Origin of the sequence: Segatella copri, assembly GCF_019127135.1 — a bacterium.
Lineage (GTDB): Bacteria > Bacteroidota > Bacteroidia > Bacteroidales > Bacteroidaceae > Prevotella.
In genome coordinates this window covers 22,724-42,995 of the sequence record NZ_JAHOEA010000017.1, presented here as the reverse complement: position 1 = coordinate 42,995, position 20,272 = coordinate 22,724, and the positions used below count along the sequence as shown (strand labels likewise).

The following is a 20,272-nucleotide window of genomic DNA, read 5'->3' as shown; positions in this document are numbered from 1 at the left end:
TTCACGGGAAGCCTGAGAATGAAAACCCGCCACTCATGTAGGAACGGATGTCCACACCGTATAGGTATGAACATCAACAATACACATGAGTGTGCGAGCAAACTTCCTCTAAAACAGAGGCTTCACTGCAAACAGCATTCCGATTACTCCTTCTGCGGAAAAGAAATCAGTTTCTCAGGCTTTTTCTTTGTGAACGCGAAATAATAGTCAATGCTTTGTTTTTACTAAAATGTCTTGGAAATGGCCAAAACCAAATCCAAGTGCAAAGATACAAATATTATTTGAAAATCGACAATATTTTATGGAAAAGAACGAAGAAAAAGCAAACATTTACAAATAAAGAAGTACTTTATTCCAAATTTTGCAATAAATTTAATAATAAAATTTAGAATAACTCATTAATTTTCAATTTTCTCTGCATTTTCTCTGCAATTATTGCTTTTATCTCAACTATTTTCCGTAACTTTGCGAAAATAAAAACGTCTAAGGATGCCTCTGGCAAACTAGGACAAGTATCAAATTTTAAAAAGAGAAAAGGATGGAAATCAATTCATTCGCTATAAAAGTAAAGAAAGAGCCTACAGCCATCAGTCTTTTCGCTGGTGTAGGAGGTCTATGCACTAACCTCCAAAAATCTATCAAGAGCGGGAGCGTTCATTTCAGCAAATTGCGAGACACACTTATTTGGAAAAAACTCAATGCTCCTGAAAACATAGACGAGGTATACTTCCCTGTCTGGGAAGATGAATTAGAAGCCAACTTGAAGGATACGAAAAACTCCCTAAAAGAACTAATTCTTGACAACCTCAACACGGAGGAAGACATTCGCTTGACCAAGGCATACCTATATAGAAAAATCATTCGCTACTTTCGACAATATGGTTGTCCTTGCAAGAAGGATTTCATTGGTGGCATAGAAGTTTACATCAAGGAAGCGGACGAGGGTACCAATTACTGGACATACCAGCGATATGGCTTGACCATAAGATACAATGACCAGATAAAGGATGGTTGGCAACTAGATATTACACAAGGAAGCAAATCCCTTGTCGGGAAAACACCTATTTACCTCTTGCAGTCCCTGCAAGATGAGCAATTTCGTGTCATCGCAGGAACTATGATTCTGAAGAAATCAGAAATAGGACAACACCACATGGAGGCTACAAATGGGAAAATATACCCCATCGTAAACCACAGCATCAAGAGCGGACTCAAAATCCCTACTCACTACCATCGAGATGGCAACAAATATGTTACTAAATATAACGGCATAAGAAATTTCATATCCAAATGGATAAACATTCCAGCTTTCACTGAAAGCGTAGGAGTGGATTTGCCCAACAACGCCCACTTCATTCAACTGGCTGAAGAGAAAATCAACATCGTCGAGGAAAAAGCCAAAATGCTGAGATTTGGCAACAACCAGACAAATGTTAGTCCAGGCTACTGCTTCAAGAGATTTGGAGCTGCAGAGCGTCCTACAGAACATCGACATTTCTTTATCTGTCCACGTTCTCAGAATTTTACCCTTTGGCGTTTGTACTACATTTTCCAACAAGGAAAGGATTCCAAGAATGCTCCCAAAAACCGCCTGTCACCAGATGACATCGACACAAACAATTATCTATACCATACGATATGGATGGGCAATCATGCCTGGGCAAATGGCATGAACTTTATGTTCTCTGACGACGAGCATGCTTTGGCGGAACTAGAGAACCATCTTACGGCGATGAACTTCGAGCACGACAAGAAATACTTTGCTATCATCATTTCAGACGTAGACAGAGATGATGTCTCATCACCTCATTACCACCTCTATTACGACATGAAGTATCTCTTGATGAAATATAACATTGGCTCACAAGTGATTCACAAAAAGAGAGTGGATGAGAACAGTTTTATCAATTATATGGTGCCCAACATCGCAGCAGCTATAGCCGGCAAAGAAGGGGGCAAAGCATGGAAGATAGCCTATCCTAGCCAAGAGAATGATATGATTGTAGGAATCGGTGCTTACAGAGAGCATGGCATCAACCAACAATATATCGGATCAGCAGTATGCCTCGACAAAGAGGGAGAGTTACACAACTTTGATGCTTGTCTCAAAGGCAACTTCGAAGAGTTGAGAGCCACCCTTATCAAGGCTATATTGAACTTCTACGGAAAGTTCAAGCACCCCTCACGCCTCATCATCTATTATCACAAGAAGCTGAATCGTGAAGAGTCTGACATCATAGAGGATGCCTTGCGAACCTGTCAAGTTAGTTGTCCTGTCATTGTAATCCATGTCACAGAGACGGACAATGAGGACTTAATGGCTTTCGACACATCGTGCACCAACGTGCTGATGCCAGTAAGCGGCACATACATACATCTCCGCACTCGTAAAGGTTGCCACGAATACCTCTTATACAACAATGAGAGATATGGTGGATTTGGTGAAAAAATGCCGTTTCTCAGACCGTTCCCTGTCAAGATTTCCATCATGCCAGGAAGACGGAACAAAAAGGAATTGACAGAACAAGACGTCAAGGAGATTGTCACCTTGACCTATCAGACCACTCGCATCAACTGGAAATCTGTTTCCATGCGAAGTATGCCTATCACCATTGCGTATGCAGCACTGGTCGCTAAGTTTGTACCACATTTCCCGAATGGGCAATTAACTGAGTTTGGAAAAAATAATCTTTGGATGCTATGATTTTACCCATCACAGAATCAATACTAAGGGGCGAGCTTCGCCCCAACCTTATCACAGAGACTGTTTCATTCGAGAAGCAGTCTCTGTTGATGCGCCTTTTGCGCCATACTAAGGAAAGAGGCAATTTGCTAGAACTGGAGAAAGACATCATCAACGCACTTGATAGTCTGACCCAAGTAAAGGAGATATATCACAAAGACCGAGAGCAGAGAAATACTATAAGCTGCTTGAATCGCTCCACACAGATAGATTCATATACGAGAGTGTATAAAGCTGTATTGTCAGACATTATGACATGCCCAGAAATTTCAACTCCAACACTAAGAATGTACAAGACCATTCTCGACTTGGAAAAGCGACGCACCATTTGGGCTTTGGTGGAACTACATTCCATTATGAAAGACGATCGGTTTGTCCGACCAGAGATAAAAAGCCTTATGACCACCATCAAAGACTATAGCAAAGAGATAGATTCATGTAAAGCTGGCAAGAATAAAAACGTCGCTGTATTACTACAAAATATGCTCACAGAACTATACTTCAGTTTAATCCTAACATTCTCTCCCCTGTTATATACCCAAGGTAACCTTGACTTTGACGATGACTTTGGAGATTTCGTTTTCCTATGGAAAGGAGTCTTTCCAACGGAAGAAGAATTTGACAAATATCAAAATGAGAAAGATAAAATCCAAGAGGAGAATATCGTCATACGACACAAGGACGCCCTTGTGGCAACAGAAGAGAACCAACAAAAAGAAAAACGCCCTCTAAACAAGGCAGAAAGATTCTTAGAGGACACTACACAATATGAATTCTTGAAAATGCCAAAGATTGTCGCCCTTGACTCCAACAATGATAATCGAAGAAAAGAAAAAGCTATAAAGCTAATAGAGCAGATGCTTGATGCTCCTGCTCATGCCGCAGCCATGCTCGACTATCTAGGCTTTTTCTCATGGATAAAGGACAAATATGAGACAGGATATACACTTACTGCATACGACCAATTTTGCACCAAGGTTGTCATGGGGCAAAACGGTGAAGCATTTAAGAAATACAGACTTGCAATAAACCGTAATTCCAAGTCGCTGAAACCGTATCAATACTCAGGTGACATAGAGCAAGAATATGCCAATATAAAAAATGAGGTGCAATAGCCGTACTTGTTTCACACATAGTACAGCTATTGCCACAACTGTTGCTCTTGCCACTTTTCAGGAAACCCCATTGCTTTGGTATCAACAATTGGATACTTCTTTAATAGCTCTACTAAATCCTGCTTGAAAGAATTTCGAGGATAGACCACATCTATAAAATGCTTCAATATACAAAGGGTAAAGAACACCTTTCCTTGCACGACATCATTTGACACCCACGGAAAGCTTGGTCGATTCATTGCCAATGCACGCAAAGACAAATATCTGTTCCAAAGGCGCGCATGATGGCAACAAGTATTTCTTGTCAATGTTATTATAGTCATCCAAGAAATAAAAACAGGAACTGTCAAGCCAAAATATCTTGCTATTTTCTTACGTAGCTGGTTACTAGCTATATTTTCATATATTCTCGTCAATACACCTAAAGGAATGATTTCTGAAATCATCCACGATGGAGGGTAAGGATTGTCGTAAACATGATTGAAATGATTTATAAAATCCTCACGTGTATTCTGTAGTTCCTTATCTATCAGTGATTTTGTCTTAGAAAATTTGTCAAGATGAGCAAAGCAAGAAGAGTTAGTCATCCAAAACACATCGTTAGTCTCTGCACACGATATATTAACAATTGCACTTCTTACAGCTATCTCTATACGCTCAATCTGGTTAAATATCAACAAACGCAAATCCCTATCAAAGTCATAAAGTTGGATTGCCTTACCCAAACTGCTTTTTACCTTAAAGAGATGCTCTTCCTTAGGAATTTTAAGAAAAGGGTACAAATAGCCACTCAATCGGTAATAACCTATTGATTTTAGCAAAGCTTCGGCATCAGATACATCCGAACAATCCAAACCTCTACCTTCCATTATTCTTAATAGCTCTGATGGGGCTGTATATTGTTTATTGTACTGCATATCATAATTTACATACAAAAATAAAACGACCCGCCGATTTAAGCATTAAAAAGAGGCTTGGCGGGTTCTTGTGCTGCAAATATACAACTTTCTCTCGAATCTACCAAACTTTTTTGAGAATTTCTTTAAAAATTTTAGTTTTCCGTAAAAATCTTAGAGCTAGACCTATTTAGACCAACCAGACCAAAATAGGCCAAAACAGACCAGAATACATTTCTTCGTCGCCCAAGATAGACCAAGTTCTTTTGCAACCGAATCCATACGTCACATCGTTAGGGTTCGGAAAATGAACAAAAAAGACATAATAAACAGTATGATGCCTGAAGCACAGTATGGCACGTACAAAAAAGAAGACACAGGCATACAAGACTCACAACCAGCCACAACACTAACCTTGCAGCCTTTGCAAAGTTTGCAAGGTTTGCAAAACGTGCAAAGTGTGCAGTCTACACAAGCCGTGCAAGCTCCTACCCTCACCCCACTCGACCAGTGGCACGACAACTATGAGGTGATGGAGATGTTTCACATCAGTCAGCGTACCTTGCAGACGCTCCGTTCCAACGGCAAGCTGCCCTTCGCCAAGATGGGCGGAAGATGCTACTACAAGGAAAGCGACCTGCAACGACTCATGGAGGAATCCTACAGAGACAGCAGAGTGAAGCCTATGCCAAAAGACAAGGTTATGCCAAAGGCCGAGCAACCAGCAAAGGAAGGAGGCACACCATGCCAATGACCATTGACCAACTCCACGAGCATCGGATGCAATATTACCGACATCCCATCTCTAACGTGTTGAGCCACAACCGTGTGAGCATCTACCATCTTTGGACTTACATCACCAACCCTCTGCTCTACAAGCAAGCCACGGACACGCTCCGTGGCATTGCCGACGAGAAAGAGCGCAAGGCTTTCAAGGCAAAGGAGTTTGACTACATCCTAGCAAGCGGCACCTTCAGCAGTCGCAACGACCAAGGTCTCATCCAGCACTCCAGTCTGCTCTGCATCGACATCGACCACATCGGTTACGAACAGGTGGAAGACCTCAAGCAGCAATTCATACACGATGAGGTGATGAAGGAAAACTTCGAACTGGAACTGGCCTTCCGCAGTCCTTCGGGTGATGGACTGAAGCTCATCGTAGCAATAGACTTGCAAGAGGCTGACCATGCAACTTGGTTTCTTGCTCTGCAAAACTACATTCGATTGAACTATGGAGTGGACATTGACCCTGCTTGCAAAAACGTGAGCCGAGCCTGTTTCCTACCCTACGACCGACATTGTTACGTGAACCCACTCATATGCCCTTTTTAAGTGAAGAACGAAGAGTGAAGAAACAGCGTTCGGCGGCCGAAGGGAAAGCCAATTCAAATGCCTTCAAATGGCATCATAACGTTATTAAAAACATCAAAAGTATAAGGAGATTACAATTATGACAACAAATAAATCATTCAGCCCAAAGCAATGGGCTAACATCAATACTGCGGAACAAATCCGCACAGTGACCAATCGTATCGTGGAGATGGGTATCGACATCACCGCAGGCTATAACCGTTGGCGCAACATCGCCTTTGGCATCTCGCTCGAAATGGGCGAGGAAGGCAGAAGCTTCTTCCACGACATCAGTCGATTCTATGCCGATTACAACCACAAGGAATGCGACAAACTCTATGACGACTGTATCAAGCGACTCAATTCCAACAGCAACCATTCTGGCATCAGCATTGCTTCTTTCTTCGGTTATGCCAAGGAAGCAGGGGTTAATATTACCATGGGAGATGCTAACAGCACAAAAAACGCAATCTCTACAAACATTGCAAATGATGCAAACCTTGCAAACTCTGCAAATGATGCAAACACAGAAGAACCCATCCCTCTGCCAACCTTCAGCGACAAAGTAGCCACCAACTTGCCCCCAATCTTCAAGGACATCACAACCTTGGGCAAGACACCTACCGAGAAAGACATGCTCTTGCTTGCCTCCATCACCATTCTGAGCGGAGCCTTCCCAGAGGTCTTCGCCATCTATGATGACATGCGAGTATATCCTAACCTCTTCACCTTCCTCGTGGCAAACGCTGCCAGCGGCAAAGGACGTACCTCTGCTTGCCTCAAGCTGGTGAGTCCTATAGAGCAAGAAATACGTGAGGCCAATAAACAGGAGGTGGACGATTACCAACAGCAACTCGCTGACCTGCGTGCCTCGGGCAACAAGAAGTCCGCTGCCATGCCTATGCCCAAGGAACCGCCTTATCGCTCAATGTTGATACCAGCCAACTGTTCCTCTACCGCTATCTACCAAGCCCTCCACGACAACCACGACCAAGGCATCACCTTCGAGACTGAGGCTGATTCGCTCGCCAACACCCTCAAGAGCGACTATGGCAATTTCTCCGATGGTCTGCGCAAGGGTTTCCATCATGAGGACATCACCTATCGACGTCGCAAGGAGAACGAGCACGTGGAGATTCACAACCCTAAATGGACGGTCTATCTCACAGGTACACCAGGACAGGTGAACAACCTCATCCCTTCACCTGAGAACGGACTTTTCTCCCGCTTTCTCTTCATGAAGGTGGATATTCCTGCCAAATGGCACAACGTGTTCAGCAAGGCTAAGCGCACCATCGACGAGGAAATGGAAGCCATCGGCAAGCGTGTGTTCCGCATCCATCAGCATTTGGTTGCTAGCAAGAGTATGAAGCCAAAGACTGGTCAGTCCTACTCGAATGACATCCTGTTTGAACTGACTGATGCACAAGGTGAGCAATTCAACAAATACTTCGAGAGCCTAGTGGAGGAATACAAGAACATGTTGGGCAGAGACTTTGTGGCAAGCATCTACCGACTGGGACTGAGCACCTTCCGCATCGCCATGGTTTTGAGTATCGCAAGATTGGAGGAAACGCTTTCCGAAAGTCCCACAACCTCCATCTCTGAGAATGCAACAACCTCCATTATTTGCCGAGACGAAGACTTGGACAATGCCATAACCATCGCCGACACACTGATGCAGCACGCCGCAAAAATCTTTGCCACGCTTATGCCAAACAAGGAGGAAGACGGAACATTGGGAATCAAACTAAGCCCTAAGAGCGAAAGACTCTTCGAGAACCTTCCCGACAAGTTCAATCGCCAAACGGTTCTTTCTATCGGAAAAAAGCTTGGCATTCCTCAGCGCACAGCCGAGAAATATGTAGGCGAATATGTCAACAAGCACGGTCTATGCAAACGAACAGGAAACGGAGAATATGAGAAGGTTAAGCAACAAAACGCAGACGAGCGCAGCCTCCTACCGATGCTTGGAAAGTGCTGAAAAAAGTAGTATCTTTGCAATGTGGTTAGGAAACGAGGGCTACGGACCATGATTTAGCTCAACGGCGACAAGACTTGCTCCGTACCCTCTCCGTACCTGCTCCGTACCAAGTCTATACATGCTCCGAAAAACTTAGTTTTGAGGGGATAAAGATAGAATTCATTTAGTGTTTAACAATTTAATATTAAAGAAAGGAACAAGATTATAGGAAAAATTAAACAAGGTATCCTTGGTGGATTCAATGGAACCGTAGGAACAGTAGTTGGTGGTAGTTGGAAGGGCATGGCTTACATGCGTGGCAAGGCCCAGAGTATCAAGAACCCTCGTACCGAGAAACAGATGTCACAGCGCATCAAGTTTGGTATGGCACAGAAGTTTGTCAAGGTGATGACAGCCTATTTGAAAGTGGGTTTCCGCAACTACACCCAGCACCAGACAGCCACCAATGCGGCCATGAGCCACACCGTGCGCAACTGCATGGCAGGCAAGTATCCCGCCTTTGGTATCGACCCTAGCAAGGTATTGGTGAGTAGCGGCTCCTTGATGCCGGGCCGTTTCTGCACGGTGAAAGTGGCAAGCAACGTGGCGACCTTTTCCTGGGAGGACAACTCTGACGAGAGCCACGCCAGCATCGACGATTTCGCCATGCCTCTCGTCTACAATTTCACAAAGGGCGAGGCAGTATTCACCACCGAAGATGCGAGTCGTATAGATTGCAAAACTGTGTTGAAACTCCCTGTCGATTGGTCTGACGACCTTCTCTCCTGCTACATCGCCTTTGCCTCTGTGCAAAACTCAAGCGTGAGCAACTCTGTGTATGTAGGTGACGTGAAGAGCGATGGCAGTGTGGAGCAAGGTGCCAACGGCATCCTCTACAACGACGGTGTCATCGACAAGAACAAACCAAACGAGGGTTCTAACAAGGGTGACAATGGCGACAGCAGCACTACCACCCCAACAAATCCTAGCGAAGGAAGCGGTGACGATGGTCTAGAGTAACCTCATTTCTAAACAAAGAGGGTGTGTCACAGACTTATGACACACCCTCTTTTTGTTATCTTCATCCTTCTATCTGCGTATTTGGCCAATTCACCAGATATAGCATTTCGGTGGCACGGGTGAAAGCAGTATAGAGCCAGTGGATATAATCGGGAGTAAGCATATCATCCGTCATATAGCCCTGGTCTACATAAACATGCGACCACTGTCCGCCCTGCGCTTTATGACAGGTAACGGCATAGGCAAACTTCACTTGGAGAGCATTGAAATACGGATCCTGCCGAATTGCCTTCATACGGTCTGCCTTCAGTGGTATGTCCTGATAATCCTCCTCTATCTTATGGAAAAGCTGTTCCTGCTGATCATGGGTCAAAGCAGGAGCCTCACTCGTCAAAGTGTCCAGTAATACTGTAGCCTCCAGTTCATAATTATCATAATCGGGAAATTTCAACAGAAGGGTGGCAAAATGAAAGCCGTAGAGGTCGATGCGACGACTCACCTTCATCACCTTCGCCCTATCGCCATTAGCCAGGAAAGCAGGAATCTCATGACTTGGAACTTCGTTACTTTGAACTGTATGATTAGCTAAAGTATTAAATTTTTCACTCTTCACTTTTCGTTCTTCACTTAATTGCCTTTCCTTTATCTTCTTTTTTTCTTCCTCCATCCAATAATAATTGTTCTTCACAATCATCAGCATGTCGCCACTCTCCAGTTCCTCTTCCCTATCAAGTACCATGTTGCGGATGCCCTGGTTGAAGATGTTGGCGCGCTTGTTGCTACGAGTCACAACAATGGTATCGTCCAGTCCTACATGATGATAACTGTCGCCAAGAGCCTCGATGAGTTCTGCGCCCGGCATCTCCCTGATATCCGAGAAACCGGAGAAACGGATTTTAGGCAGTTGGGTAATGTCATCGTGGGTAATCATCTGGCGGATACGGGTAGCATTAAAGAGAATACCCGACTGCTGACTCTGACGGACTACCTCGTTCAAATCGCACTCATAAACCGACAGTCCATATCCCTGGAGCATCGCAGCAGAAAGAGCTGGTGATTCTTCCTCACCAACAGGAGGCAACTGTGCCTTATCGCCTATCAGCAAGAGGCGGTCGTTACGTCCCTGATACACAAAATGAACCAGATCATCTAGCAGACAACCGCTGCCAAAGGTGGTTCCGCCCAATCCCAGATTGGCAATCATCGAAGCCTCATCCACCATAAAAAGCGTATCAGTATAGAGATTATCATTGAGATTGAACTGGCCATCCACTCCGGCAAACGCCTTTTCGCGATAGATGCGGCGATGAATGGTATAGGCAGGCATCCCGCTGTTCAGAGAGAACACCTTAGCCGCCCTACCTGTAGGGGCAAGGAGCATCACCTTCTGGCGAACGGCACGGAGCGTACGAACGATAGCACCCGAAAGCGATGTCTTACCGGTACCCGCACTACCCCGGAGAATCATCACTGCATGAGGATTACTATCCGTCATAAACTGCACGAAAACATCGAGTGCCTGAGCCTGTTCTGGGGTTGGCGGAAAGCCAAATTGCTGTAATATCTGATATTTTAACTCTTCAATGTTCATATTTCGAAAACTTTTAGTATCTTTGCAGAAAATTTACTGCACCTATTTGCTGTGCAAAAGTAATAATACTTTTTGAAATGAGAAAAAGAATAAAGAATAATTATATTTTGGGAGCATGCGTCATCATCATGATGCTACTCTGTATTCTGAGTGTAAGCCAGCCCATCCGCTTCCAGAAAGCCATGACTAGCAGAGAAGCAGAGGTGAAGGAGAAACTGATGCAGATACGTCAGGCTGAAGAGAAATACAAGGCGAAACACGGCGTATATACAGGCGATTTCCCGACACTGATAAAAGGCAAGTTCTTACAGGAAGATGCCCAATACATTCCCTATTCCGATGGTAAGAAGTTTACACTTGCTGCCACGGTTATCGTAGGAAAAAGCGGTAAGCAGATTCCGGTGATGGAATGTGGGGCCGGTTATGAAACCTTCCTCGACGGACTCGATGAAGGTTCCATCCAGCAGAAGATAGAGGAGGCCAACTATGCCGGCAACTATCCCGGGCTCAAGATAGGCGATTTAACGACAGATAATAACAACGCAGGTAATTGGTAACAGATATGCAAATAAAAGGTAACAACATTCAGCAAGCACGCCTCACCATCCGCGTGAGCAGAAACACCCTCAGTTTTTCGGTAGTTGACCGTGAAGCTGAGCATCAGCTCATCTATGAACCTTATACAGTAAAGAGTGGTGTTTCGATGGCAGCCAACTTGCGTCAGGCTTTCAAGGAGAGTACTCTCCTGCAGCGGGGATACCAGAAGGTACGCGTATATCTCGATTCGCCTATCCTGCTGGTTCCTATCGAAGAATTTCATGAAGAGGATATCGATGTGCTCTATCAGCATGCCTTCAACAGTCATAACAGCGATGCCATTCTCTACAGAGTGCAGCCGGAACTGAATGCGGTAGCGGTATTCCCTATCAACAAGGATTTGAAGATGGTGGTAGAAGACAACTTCAAGGATGTCCGCTTCACACCTATCATGCAACCGATGTGGCACTATCTGCATCATCGCAGTTTCACCGGCATTCACCGCAAGCTCTATGTTTATTTCCACGACAAGAAGCTGGACGTTTTCGGTTTCGAGAAGAACCGTTTCAAATTCTTCAACTCGTTCAATGCCGAGCATGCCAAGGATGCCCTCTATTTCATTCTCTATGTATGGAAGCAGTTAGGATTCAACCAGATGCAGGATGAGTTGCATGTATCAGGCAATGTTCCGGATAAGGACTGGTTCCTCTACAACACGAAACTCTATATCAAGAAGACCTTCATTCTGAATCCTGCCGCCGAATTCAACCGTGCGCCCATCACAGAGATTAAAGGTCTGCCATTCGATTTGATGGCGCTGTACTTAAGTAAGTAAAGTGCGTTGACAAAAAGGCGCTAGCCCTACTCAACATTCAACATTTAACATTCAACATTTAATATTCAACATTAAAACAAATGAGAATCATAACAGGACAATATAAGGGACGCCATTTCGACATTCCACGTTCGTTTAAGGCGCGTCCGACAACAGATTTTGCAAAGGAGAACATCTTTAATGTGCTGCAGGGATATATTGATTTCGAAGATACCTCTGCCCTCGACCTTTTTGCCGGTACGGGCAGCATTTCGCTCGAACTGGTATCACGAGGCTGCAGCCGGGTAATCAGCGTAGAGGCCGACCGCGACCATGCCAACTTCATACGCCAATGTTTCCAGAAGTTGGGCGAAGACAAGGATATTCTGATTCGTGGTGATGTATTCCGTTTTCTGAAGACCTGCAAGCAGAAGTTTGACTTTATCTTTGCCGATCCTCCATACGCCCTAAAGGAGTTGCCGCAGATTCCAGACCTCGTTCTGAATGGCGACTATCTCAACGAAGGAGGCATCTTCGTCTTTGAGCATGGCAAAGACTATGATTTCTCCGAGCATCCACGATTTCTGGAGCACAGAAGTTACGGAAGCGTAAACTTCTCAATATTCAGATAAAAAAAAACCCGTTTGCACCAGACAAGATGCAAACGGGGATTTTTTCGTTACAACAGCGGCGAGAGTAATCTTACCGTACTCTCGAAAAGACGCTGCAGGAACGGACGTTTTACGAAATAAGATACATCATCTACCAGGATACTCTTCGCCTCATCCCGCAGATAGACAGCCTTCACGCGCTGCGCCATCCCCTCATCAAAGAAGAACGCATTCGCTTCGAAATTATTCTCAAAACTTCGGAAATCGATATTCGTACTGCCTATCGTACAGAGATTATCATCACTTACGAGCAATTTACTATGATTAAAGCCTGCCGTATAGAGATAAACCTTTACGCCAGCCTCTATCGCTTCCATCACATACGAACGTGATGCCCACTCTACCAGTTTGGCATCAGCATGACGGGGCAACATCAGACGGATATCCACACCCGCCAGAGCTGCTGTTCTCATGGCAAACAATACAGGTTCGGTCGGCAGGAAATAAGGCGTTTCCATATACACATACTTCCGGGCCTGAAGCAGGATGCGGACATAGCCCTGCATGATATCAGGCCAAGGACTGATAGGACTGCCCGTAACTATCTGTACGAGACAATTGTTGTGGATATGCACACTGACCGGCGGATAATACTGGCGATTGGTAACTAATGTACGGTCTACGAAATACCAGTCTACCAGAAAGGCTCTCTGAATGGCGTAAACGCCACCGCCCTCAATACGGAGATGCGTATCGCGCCAAGCCTGTTTCTTATCACCCTTCACATAGCGCAGAGCTATATTCATGCCGCCGATAAAGCCCACCTTACCATCTATGACACAGAGTTTGCGGTGGTTACGATAATTTACCTTACTCGTAAAAGCCGGAAAGCGGACTGGCATGAACGAATGTACATCAATGCCTGCATCACGCATACGTTCAAAGAATTCTTCCTTTACCTTCCAGCAGCCTACATCATCATAAATCAGTCGCACCTCAACTCCCTGCTCCGCCTTATCAATCAAGGCATCAGCTATCAGATATCCCAAGGCATCGGCTTCGAAGATATAGGTATCGAGATGAATATGATGCTTTGCCTGTCCTATATTATATAATAAGGTAAGGAAGAAATCATATCCATCGGTATAAATATCCACCTGATTATCTTTAAAAGGCAGCGCCCAACTCTGGTTGGCAAAGAGATTCATCAGCGGTTTATTGCTGTCTGGCAGGTGAAGATTCTCCTGCTCTACGAACTCGAGCATGGAGCGCTTGGTGAGCTGGTCCATACTGCGGTCGCTGATAAGCCGTTCCTTGCGGGTATTCTGTCCGAAGAAGAAATAGAAGATGATACCCACAAAGGGGATGAAGAAGAAGACCAATATCCATGCCATCGTCTTGGCGGGCTGACGATTGTCCATCAAAACGGTGATGATAGCCGGAACGGTTATCACGACATAAAGCAACAGATATATCCAGTGAAAATAAATCATATAGCATTTCTCCTTTTAAATCTCTAATACTTCTTTACAGAGTTTCTCCCTCACAAGACAGAGGCTCCGGTTAATTGAAGATATTGTTTGCCTGGCTCGCCAGAAGCGTGTTCATCTGCTTGAGTTTCATAAACTCCTGCAGCAGTTCACGATTGGTCGGATTCCTGGCAAACTCCTGCTGTACCTCAATAATACGCTGAGCAATATAATGAGTACGGAAGCTCAAGATGTCTTTAAAGACAAACTGACGGAGCTTATCGGCGCTCATCTTCATCTGCAGACTAGCCGTAGATACCTCCTGGTCACCTGTAGGCAAACCTGCCAACCTGCTGATTTCCGGATTCGGATGATTGGCAAAATAAGTTTCGGCGACAAAATCATCTTCTTTTTCGAGATGCTCCACAGCTTCCTGCATAATCTGATTATATAAATCATTATGAAATTTGAACCCATCTCCACCCAAATCAAGACTGATATACTGGGCCACAGCTACCTCCACATCATTTCCGTCTACATCCTGTACCGTGATGAGCTGGTCGCCATGATGAATAATCAACTGTACCAGAAGGCCTTCTACCTCCAGCAGTTTATCCAGTGGGGTAACCGCTCTCATCGCTGATTGCGCCTGCTGCGCTGCCGCTACAGGCGAATCTTTCAATCCCGCAGCACGTCGCTCTGCCTTTACCTGCTCACTCATACCGTTGCGCACAAAATTATTCAAGGCATTCACGATGATTGCCTCGTTCACGCCCAAACGGTGAGAACAGTCGGTGATATAAGAAGCGCGCGTTATCTGATTCTTGATTTTCGAGATGCTCTCTACAATCGAATTGATAGCCTGGCTTCTCTTTACAGGGTCTGTCACACCGCGTAGCAGAATATCGGTCTTAAACTGTATGAAGTCGGTCTGATTCTCCTGAATATATCTTCTGAATTCCTCTGCCGAATGACTGCGGGCGAAACTGTCTGGGTCATTACCGTCAGGGAGAAAGAGCACCTTTACGTTCATCTCTTCTTCGAGCAACATATCGGTACCTCTCAGCGCAGCATGAATACCCGCATTATCGCCGTCATAGAGAAGAACGATATTACTGGTAAAGCGGTGCAGCAATCTAATCTGATGCACGCTCAGCGCTGTACCCGAGTTAGCCACTACATTTTCGATGCCACACTGATGCATCGAGATAACATCGGTATATCCTTCCACCATAAAGACACAATCCTCCTTGGCTATCGCCTTCTTGGCCTGATAAAGTCCATAGAGTTCGCGCTCCTTATGATAGATAACGCTATCAGGCGAGTTGACATATTTCTGGCTGATGCCCTTGGTTCTGCTGTCGAGCACTCGTCCGCCAAAAGCTACCACCTTGCCGCTCACGCTGAACCAGGGGAAGATGGCTCTGCCCGAGAAACGGTCAAGAATTTTATCCTCACCCGACTTATTGCCAGCTTCGTCCTTATCCACCTTGAAGCAGAGTCCCGTATCAACCAGATATTTCGGATTATAGCCAGCCGCCTTAGCCGCTTCAGCAAGAGCAGTACGCTTAGGGAGCGCAAAACCCAACTGGAATTTTCTGATGATATCATCTCTGAAACCTCTTCCTCGGAAATAGGCCATACCGATAGCGATACCATCCACATCATGCAAGAGAATATCCTGAAAATATTTCGCCGCCCAATCGTTGACGATAAACATGGATTCTCTTTCGCTCTCGCGCTGTTTTTCTTCATTAGTCAGTTCCCGTTCCTGAATCTCTATTTTATATTTCTTGGCGAGCCAGCGAAGAGCATCGGGATAGGTCATCTGTTCCAGTTCCATCAGAAAGTTGATTGCATTGCCTCCCTTTCCACAGGTAAAGCAATGACAGATACCTCTTGTTGGAGATACAGAGAAAGATGGATTGGAATCGTTATGAAAAGGACACAAGCCGACATAATTGATGCCACGCTTCTTGAGCGTAACAAATTCAGATACCACCTCTTCTATCTTAGTGGCATCCATAATTTTTGCTATCGTCGGTCTGTCTATCATTATATATATTCTTTTTTCTGTTTTTACTATGCAAAATTACTATTTTTCTTTGAAAACACAAAGAGAAACGGACAGAAAAGTAAAAATGAAACATATTAAAAACTAAAGTTTACATAAAACAAGGTACATTCGGATAGTTTTGGCTATCTTTGCAACCGGCAAAAACACATTGCTGACAATCGGAAAATAACAACAAAATAAATAAATATGAAACTAAACAACATCAAGCGAACATTCCTGGCAAGCGCTGCCCTGCTCTCAACAATCAGCATGAGCGCAGCCGACAGATTTGTGAATTTCAAGCAAGGAGACTTGCTACTGAATGCCAATAACCGGGTAGAAATCTACATGGACACCAACGACTGCAAGGGAGTGAGCTATGCTGCTCATGCCCTGCTGAAAGATATCAAAAGTGTGAGTGGAGCCACAGCCACCCTCACCTCGGATGCCGGTTTCCTGAAAAAAGCCGACACAGCCCGACCAGCTATCCTCGTAGGCACCATCGGCCATTCAGCAGCCATCGACCAACTGGTGAAACAGAAGCGCATCAACGGAAATCTGCTGAAGGGCAAACGTGAAAAGTTTATCATCACGCTCATAGATGGTCAGCTCGTCATTGCTGGCAGCGACCGACGAGGCACCATCTATGGCATCTACGAACTCTCGCAGCAGATGGGCGTATCGCCTTGGTATGACTGGGCAGACGTGCCTGTAGAGCACCACGATTCTATTTTCGTAAACAAGGGAATCTATACAGATGGCGAACCAGCCGTACGTTATCGCGGTATCTTCCTCAACGACGAGGCACCTTGCCTAACGTCATGGGTAAAGAACACCTACGGCACCGGATATGGCGACCACCGTTTCTATCAGCGCGTCTTCGAACTGGTATTGCGACTGAGAGGTAACATGATGTGGCCTGCCATGTGGGGCTGGGCTTTCTATGCCGATGACCCGGAGAACGAGAAGACGGCAGATGAGATGGGCGTAGTGATGAGTACTTCCCATCATGAACCGATGGCCCGCAACCACCAGGAATACGCCCGCAACCGAAAGGGATGGGGACCATGGAACTACCAGAAGAACAAGGCAAACCTGCAGAAGTTCTTCCGTGAGGGAATAGAGCGCATGAAGGGAACCGAACAGATTGTAACCATCGGAATGCGTGGCGACGGCGATGAGGCGATGAGCGCAGAGGCAGATACCAAACTGATGACTAACATCATCAACGACCAGCGAAAAATTATCGCTGACGTAACCGGAAAGAAGGCAAGCGAAACACCGCAAGTATGGGCTCTATACAAAGAGGTGCTGGATTACTACGACAAGGGCATGAAGGTGCCCGACGATGTAACCCTCCTGCTCTGCGATGACAACTGGGGCAACGTGCGCCGTGTGCCGAATGCCCAGGAACGAAAGCACAAGGGCGGATGGGGATTGTATTATCACGTGGACTATGTGGGAGCACCTCGCAACTCAAAGATGCTCAACTGTACCCCAGTGCAGAACCCATGGGAGCAGCTCACCCTAGCCTACGAGAATGGCATCGACCGTCTCTGGATTCTCAACGTGGGCGACCTCAAGCCGATGGAATATCCTATCAGCCAGTTTATGGACATCGCTTGGAATCCTCATAAATATGCCGTCAACCAGATTACCAACCATACGAGAGACTGGTGTGCCCAGCAGTTTGGCGAGGAGCAAGCTGACGAGGCAGCAAGATTACTCAACCTCATCTGCAAGTACAATGGTCGCTGCACCCCAGAGATGCTCGACAAAAACACCTACAGCCTGGAGAACGGCGAATGGCAGGAAGTGGTGAACCAGTATCTGAAGATAGAAGCCGATGCCTTGCGCCAGTACAACAGTCTGCCAGCAGCCTATCATGACGCCTACCGTCAGATCATCCTCTTCCCTATCGAAGTGATGAGCAATCTGCACCAGATGTACTTTGCCCAAGCGATGAACAATCAGCTCTATGAGCAGGGCAACCCGAAGGCGAACATCTGGGCGGATGAATGCGAGAACCATTTCAAGAGAGACTCTTTGATTTGCGATGAATACAACCACAAGATGGCTGGTGGCAAATGGAACGGCATGATGACGCAGAAGCACATCGGCTACACCTCATGGAACGATGCCTTCGAGAAGGACACCTGTCCTAAGCTCTTCCGGGTATCAACATCTTCTAATGAAACGGTGATAGCTGGCAATGATGGCGTGGTAGAAATCGAAGCACCTTATTATAGCAGCAAGACGGATGCTGCCGAGGCAAAATGGACAGAGATTCCATTCATGGGCAAAAGCGTATCGGCAATGACTCTGATGCCGTATACCAAGAGCGTGAAGGAAGCCAGCATCACTTACAAGTTTAAGATGCAAGTTAGCAAGACTTCGGATGGCAAGGCATTTAATGGCAAGCAGAAGGTTCGCATTCATGTGATTACCAAATCAACCTTGGATTATCTCAACAAGGGCGGCTTAACCTATGGTGTAAGTTTAGATGGCGCTTCTCCTGTAGAGGTTAACTTCAACAAAGATTTGAACGAGAAGCCGGAGAACATCTACAATATCTATTATCCAACGATAGCCACTCGCATCGTGGACAAGGTGATAGAGCTAGAGCTGCCTGTCTCATCCGATGGCATCCACACCCTCACCCTCACTCCTAACGACCCAGCCATCGTCTTCGAGAAAATCGTGATTGATGGAAGAGGAGGAAAAAAGAGAGTCAAGGTGATTTAAAGGTAGCATATAATAAAGGTATAGGCACGCACCCACGAAAGGATGCGTGCCTATTCTTTTTACGCAAACTATCACTATCTTCTTATGTTCCATACTTCGTAGCATTCATTTTTACATAAACAATCACAATAGTAACAAATAAATGAAAAAAAAGAGTATTTTTTAAATCTTTTTTGAGAAATATACGTTTATATGAGTAAAGTTAGAAACATAAAAACAAGAAACGAATGAATATAGACAACCCGAAACTCATAAAACAACTGGAGAGTCTTGTCGACAATCGGCAAGACTGGCTATTTCGTTTTGCCTATATTCGAATCGGGCAACGTGAGGATGCAGAAGATATGGTGCAAGAGGTGCTGCTTGCAGCTTTCAAGAAACTGAAAGAAGGGCAACAAGTGGAAGAGTTGGACCGCTACATCATTCGCTCTGTTAGCAACGCATGCCGAGACTACTTGCGCAAAAAACGTCCGCAAATCATAGCTATCAATGAAGCGGCAAGCATACCTAACAGCAATGGTGACAAACAAATACACGAGGAATTTCTCAGAATATCAAAACTGCTGGAAGATATTCCACAGGAGCAAGCGGAAATCGTAAGAATGAAATGTTACGACAACTTGACGTTCCGAGAGATAGCCGAACTGGAGGAGATACCAGAAGCTACCGTGAAATCTCGCTATCGCTATGCCATCCAACATATCCAACAACGACTCAGAAAGGAGAAAAGTATATGAAAGATCAAATGAACATCCATAATGACAAAGGATTTGAGGATATAGAGCAACTGCTCCAACCTCAATGTGATTTCCATGCCTCCTCCCAAACCAAGCAACAAGTAATAGAGAAGGCAAGGAAGAGCTTGGTCAGCCATCGCACCTTGCGTATCTTTCCATGGATTTGCGCAGCATGCGTGGCTGGCATCATCGCTATCATCCTGCAACCACCCAAGGATACCACTTCTGCGTCGGGCAATGCGACAATGGCTGTGAGAAAGGCTACACAGCCGATGCAAAAAGCTATGATGCAAGAAAAGAATTTGACGGCAGAAAAGGAAAATACAGCAGAAAAAGACATCACAGAAGAGAGCAGAACATACGAGAAGAAAAAGACTTTCGCCAAGCTAAATGCTCCCAAAAGGGAGGCTAAGCCTAAAGCTGAGTTTGGAGATGACATGCCAGACACCGAAGAAAAAGGTCCGGTACTCTTCCCTATGTCAACCTTGCCCGAAGAGCATCTTTTCAAAATGCAGACAGCAGAGGTTCAAGCCACTACATGCAATGCCGTGCAAAGTGAGGATGATTGCCTACAAGAACGGCGAATCACCGTTAAACTCTAAAGAAAGTATATATAATTAAGGTA

16 protein-coding genes are annotated in these 20,272 nt (G+C 45.3%); 12 read left to right on the top strand and 4 right to left on the bottom strand.

Features of this window, described 5'->3' with window-relative positions; all coding sequences use genetic code 11:
• Window positions 1-538: 538 nt before the first annotated feature.
• Both KSW37_RS06425 and KSW37_RS06420 read left to right on the top strand, forming a co-directional pair.
• Entirely contained in the window at window positions 539-2,704 is a 2,166-nt protein-coding gene (locus KSW37_RS06425; RefSeq protein ID WP_153092896.1) for a Piwi domain-containing protein, read from the top strand.
• Window positions 2,692-3,858 carry a hypothetical protein gene (locus KSW37_RS06420; protein ID WP_153083751.1) on the top strand — a complete coding sequence of 389 codons (1,167 nt, stop codon included), beginning with the start codon at window positions 2,692-2,694 and terminating at the stop codon, window positions 3,856-3,858. Before KSW37_RS06425 ends, KSW37_RS06420 begins: the two co-directional genes overlap by 13 nt.
• Before the next feature lie 26 nt (window positions 3,859-3,884).
• On the opposite strand, the gene KSW37_RS06415 is transcribed toward KSW37_RS06420, so the two are convergent.
• On the bottom strand, window positions 3,885-4,727 hold the full coding sequence (locus KSW37_RS06415; RefSeq protein ID WP_153083773.1) for an Abi family protein: 843 nt from the start codon (window positions 4,725-4,727) through the stop codon (window positions 3,885-3,887).
• 334 nt (window positions 4,728-5,061) lie between these two features.
• On the opposite strand from KSW37_RS06415, the gene KSW37_RS06410 reads away from it, so the two are divergent.
• The 4 genes from KSW37_RS06410 (at window position 5,062) to KSW37_RS06395 (ending at window position 9,087) form a co-directional block, all read left to right on the top strand.
• Entirely contained in the window at window positions 5,062-5,508 is a 447-nt protein-coding gene (locus tag KSW37_RS06410; RefSeq protein ID WP_153092895.1) for a helix-turn-helix domain-containing protein, read from the top strand.
• Window positions 5,499-6,086, top strand: coding sequence for a BT4734/BF3469 family protein (locus KSW37_RS06405; RefSeq protein ID WP_194252962.1), 588 nt, complete (start codon window positions 5,499-5,501; stop codon window positions 6,084-6,086). The genes KSW37_RS06410 and KSW37_RS06405 overlap by 10 nt, the downstream gene beginning before the upstream one ends.
• Before the next feature lie 118 nt (window positions 6,087-6,204).
• Window positions 6,205-8,088 carry a DUF3987 domain-containing protein gene (locus tag KSW37_RS06400; protein WP_153092893.1) on the top strand — a complete coding sequence of 628 codons (1,884 nt, stop codon included), beginning with the start codon at window positions 6,205-6,207 and terminating at the stop codon, window positions 8,086-8,088.
• Window positions 8,089-8,271: 183 nt separating this feature from the next.
• Window positions 8,272-9,087, top strand: coding sequence for a DUF6266 family protein (locus KSW37_RS06395; RefSeq protein ID WP_367397547.1), 816 nt, complete (start codon window positions 8,272-8,274; stop codon window positions 9,085-9,087).
• Window positions 9,088-9,148: 61 nt separating this feature from the next.
• Here the strand turns inward: KSW37_RS06395 and KSW37_RS06390 are convergent, their stop codons facing one another.
• Window positions 9,149-10,678, bottom strand: coding sequence for an ATP-dependent DNA helicase (locus KSW37_RS06390; protein ID WP_153092892.1), 1,530 nt, complete (start codon window positions 10,676-10,678; stop codon window positions 9,149-9,151).
• Window positions 10,679-10,755: 77 nt separating this feature from the next.
• Between KSW37_RS06390 and KSW37_RS06385 the strand changes: the two genes are divergently transcribed.
• From KSW37_RS06385 to KSW37_RS06375, 3 genes are all read left to right on the top strand, one after another.
• Complete coding sequence (locus tag KSW37_RS06385) at window positions 10,756-11,235, top strand: type IV pilin protein (protein ID WP_217313661.1); 480 nt, start codon at window positions 10,756-10,758, stop codon at window positions 11,233-11,235.
• A gap of 5 nt (window positions 11,236-11,240) precedes the next feature.
• Window positions 11,241-12,050, top strand: a complete 810-nt coding sequence (locus KSW37_RS06380) for a DUF3822 family protein (RefSeq protein ID WP_006847081.1) — start codon at window positions 11,241-11,243, stop codon at window positions 12,048-12,050.
• Window positions 12,051-12,130: 80 nt separating this feature from the next.
• Entirely contained in the window at window positions 12,131-12,661 is a 531-nt protein-coding gene (locus KSW37_RS06375; RefSeq protein WP_006847080.1) for an RsmD family RNA methyltransferase, read from the top strand.
• 47 nt (window positions 12,662-12,708) lie between these two features.
• Here the strand turns inward: KSW37_RS06375 and cls are convergent, their stop codons facing one another.
• Together cls and dnaG are read right to left on the bottom strand one after the other, a co-directional pair.
• Window positions 12,709-14,133, bottom strand: a complete 1,425-nt coding sequence (gene cls / locus KSW37_RS06370) for a cardiolipin synthase (protein WP_217313662.1) — start codon at window positions 14,131-14,133, stop codon at window positions 12,709-12,711.
• 70 nt (window positions 14,134-14,203) lie between these two features.
• Entirely contained in the window at window positions 14,204-16,165 is a 1,962-nt protein-coding gene (gene dnaG, locus KSW37_RS06365; RefSeq protein ID WP_022120744.1) for a DNA primase, read from the bottom strand.
• Window positions 16,166-16,372: 207 nt separating this feature from the next.
• Between dnaG and KSW37_RS06360 the strand changes: the two genes are divergently transcribed.
• The 3 genes from KSW37_RS06360 to KSW37_RS06350 all read left to right on the top strand — a co-directional run bounded on the left by KSW37_RS06360 (window position 16,373) and on the right by KSW37_RS06350 (window position 20,249).
• Window positions 16,373-18,910 carry a glycosyl hydrolase 115 family protein gene (locus KSW37_RS06360; protein ID WP_217313663.1) on the top strand — a complete coding sequence of 846 codons (2,538 nt, stop codon included), beginning with the start codon at window positions 16,373-16,375 and terminating at the stop codon, window positions 18,908-18,910.
• A gap of 227 nt (window positions 18,911-19,137) precedes the next feature.
• Window positions 19,138-19,647 (top strand): RNA polymerase sigma factor, encoded by a 510-nt coding sequence (locus KSW37_RS06355; RefSeq protein ID WP_217313664.1) that lies wholly within the window; start codon window positions 19,138-19,140, stop codon window positions 19,645-19,647.
• Window positions 19,644-20,249, top strand: coding sequence for a hypothetical protein (locus KSW37_RS06350; protein WP_217313665.1), 606 nt, complete (start codon window positions 19,644-19,646; stop codon window positions 20,247-20,249). The genes KSW37_RS06355 and KSW37_RS06350 overlap by 4 nt, the downstream gene beginning before the upstream one ends.
• Window positions 20,250-20,272 lie beyond the last annotated feature (23 nt).

What these genes read in the sequence shown, in the direction of transcription:
- KSW37_RS06425 (WP_153092896.1), top strand. Translation starts at nt 539, where the DNA reads ATGGAAATCAATTCATTCGCTATAAAAGTAAAGAAAGAGCCTACAGCC.
- KSW37_RS06415 (WP_153083773.1), bottom strand. Translation starts at nt 4,727, where the DNA reads ATGGAAGGTAGAGGTTTGGATTGTTCGGATGTATCTGATGCCGAAGCT.
- KSW37_RS06410 (WP_153092895.1), top strand. Translation starts at nt 5,062, where the DNA reads ATGAACAAAAAAGACATAATAAACAGTATGATGCCTGAAGCACAGTAT.
- KSW37_RS06405 (WP_194252962.1), top strand. Translation starts at nt 5,499, where the DNA reads ATGCCAATGACCATTGACCAACTCCACGAGCATCGGATGCAATATTAC.
- KSW37_RS06400 (WP_153092893.1), top strand. Translation starts at nt 6,205, where the DNA reads ATGACAACAAATAAATCATTCAGCCCAAAGCAATGGGCTAACATCAAT.
- KSW37_RS06390 (WP_153092892.1), bottom strand. Translation starts at nt 10,678, where the DNA reads ATGAACATTGAAGAGTTAAAATATCAGATATTACAGCAATTTGGCTTT.
- KSW37_RS06385 (WP_217313661.1), top strand. Translation starts at nt 10,756, where the DNA reads ATGAGAAAAAGAATAAAGAATAATTATATTTTGGGAGCATGCGTCATC.
- KSW37_RS06380 (WP_006847081.1), top strand. Translation starts at nt 11,241, where the DNA reads ATGCAAATAAAAGGTAACAACATTCAGCAAGCACGCCTCACCATCCGC.
- KSW37_RS06375 (WP_006847080.1), top strand. Translation starts at nt 12,131, where the DNA reads ATGAGAATCATAACAGGACAATATAAGGGACGCCATTTCGACATTCCA.
- cls (WP_217313662.1), bottom strand. Translation starts at nt 14,133, where the DNA reads ATGATTTATTTTCACTGGATATATCTGTTGCTTTATGTCGTGATAACC.
- dnaG (WP_022120744.1), bottom strand. Translation starts at nt 16,165, where the DNA reads ATGATAGACAGACCGACGATAGCAAAAATTATGGATGCCACTAAGATA.
- KSW37_RS06360 (WP_217313663.1), top strand. Translation starts at nt 16,373, where the DNA reads ATGAAACTAAACAACATCAAGCGAACATTCCTGGCAAGCGCTGCCCTG.
- KSW37_RS06355 (WP_217313664.1), top strand. Translation starts at nt 19,138, where the DNA reads ATGAATATAGACAACCCGAAACTCATAAAACAACTGGAGAGTCTTGTC.
- KSW37_RS06350 (WP_217313665.1), top strand. Translation starts at nt 19,644, where the DNA reads ATGAAAGATCAAATGAACATCCATAATGACAAAGGATTTGAGGATATA.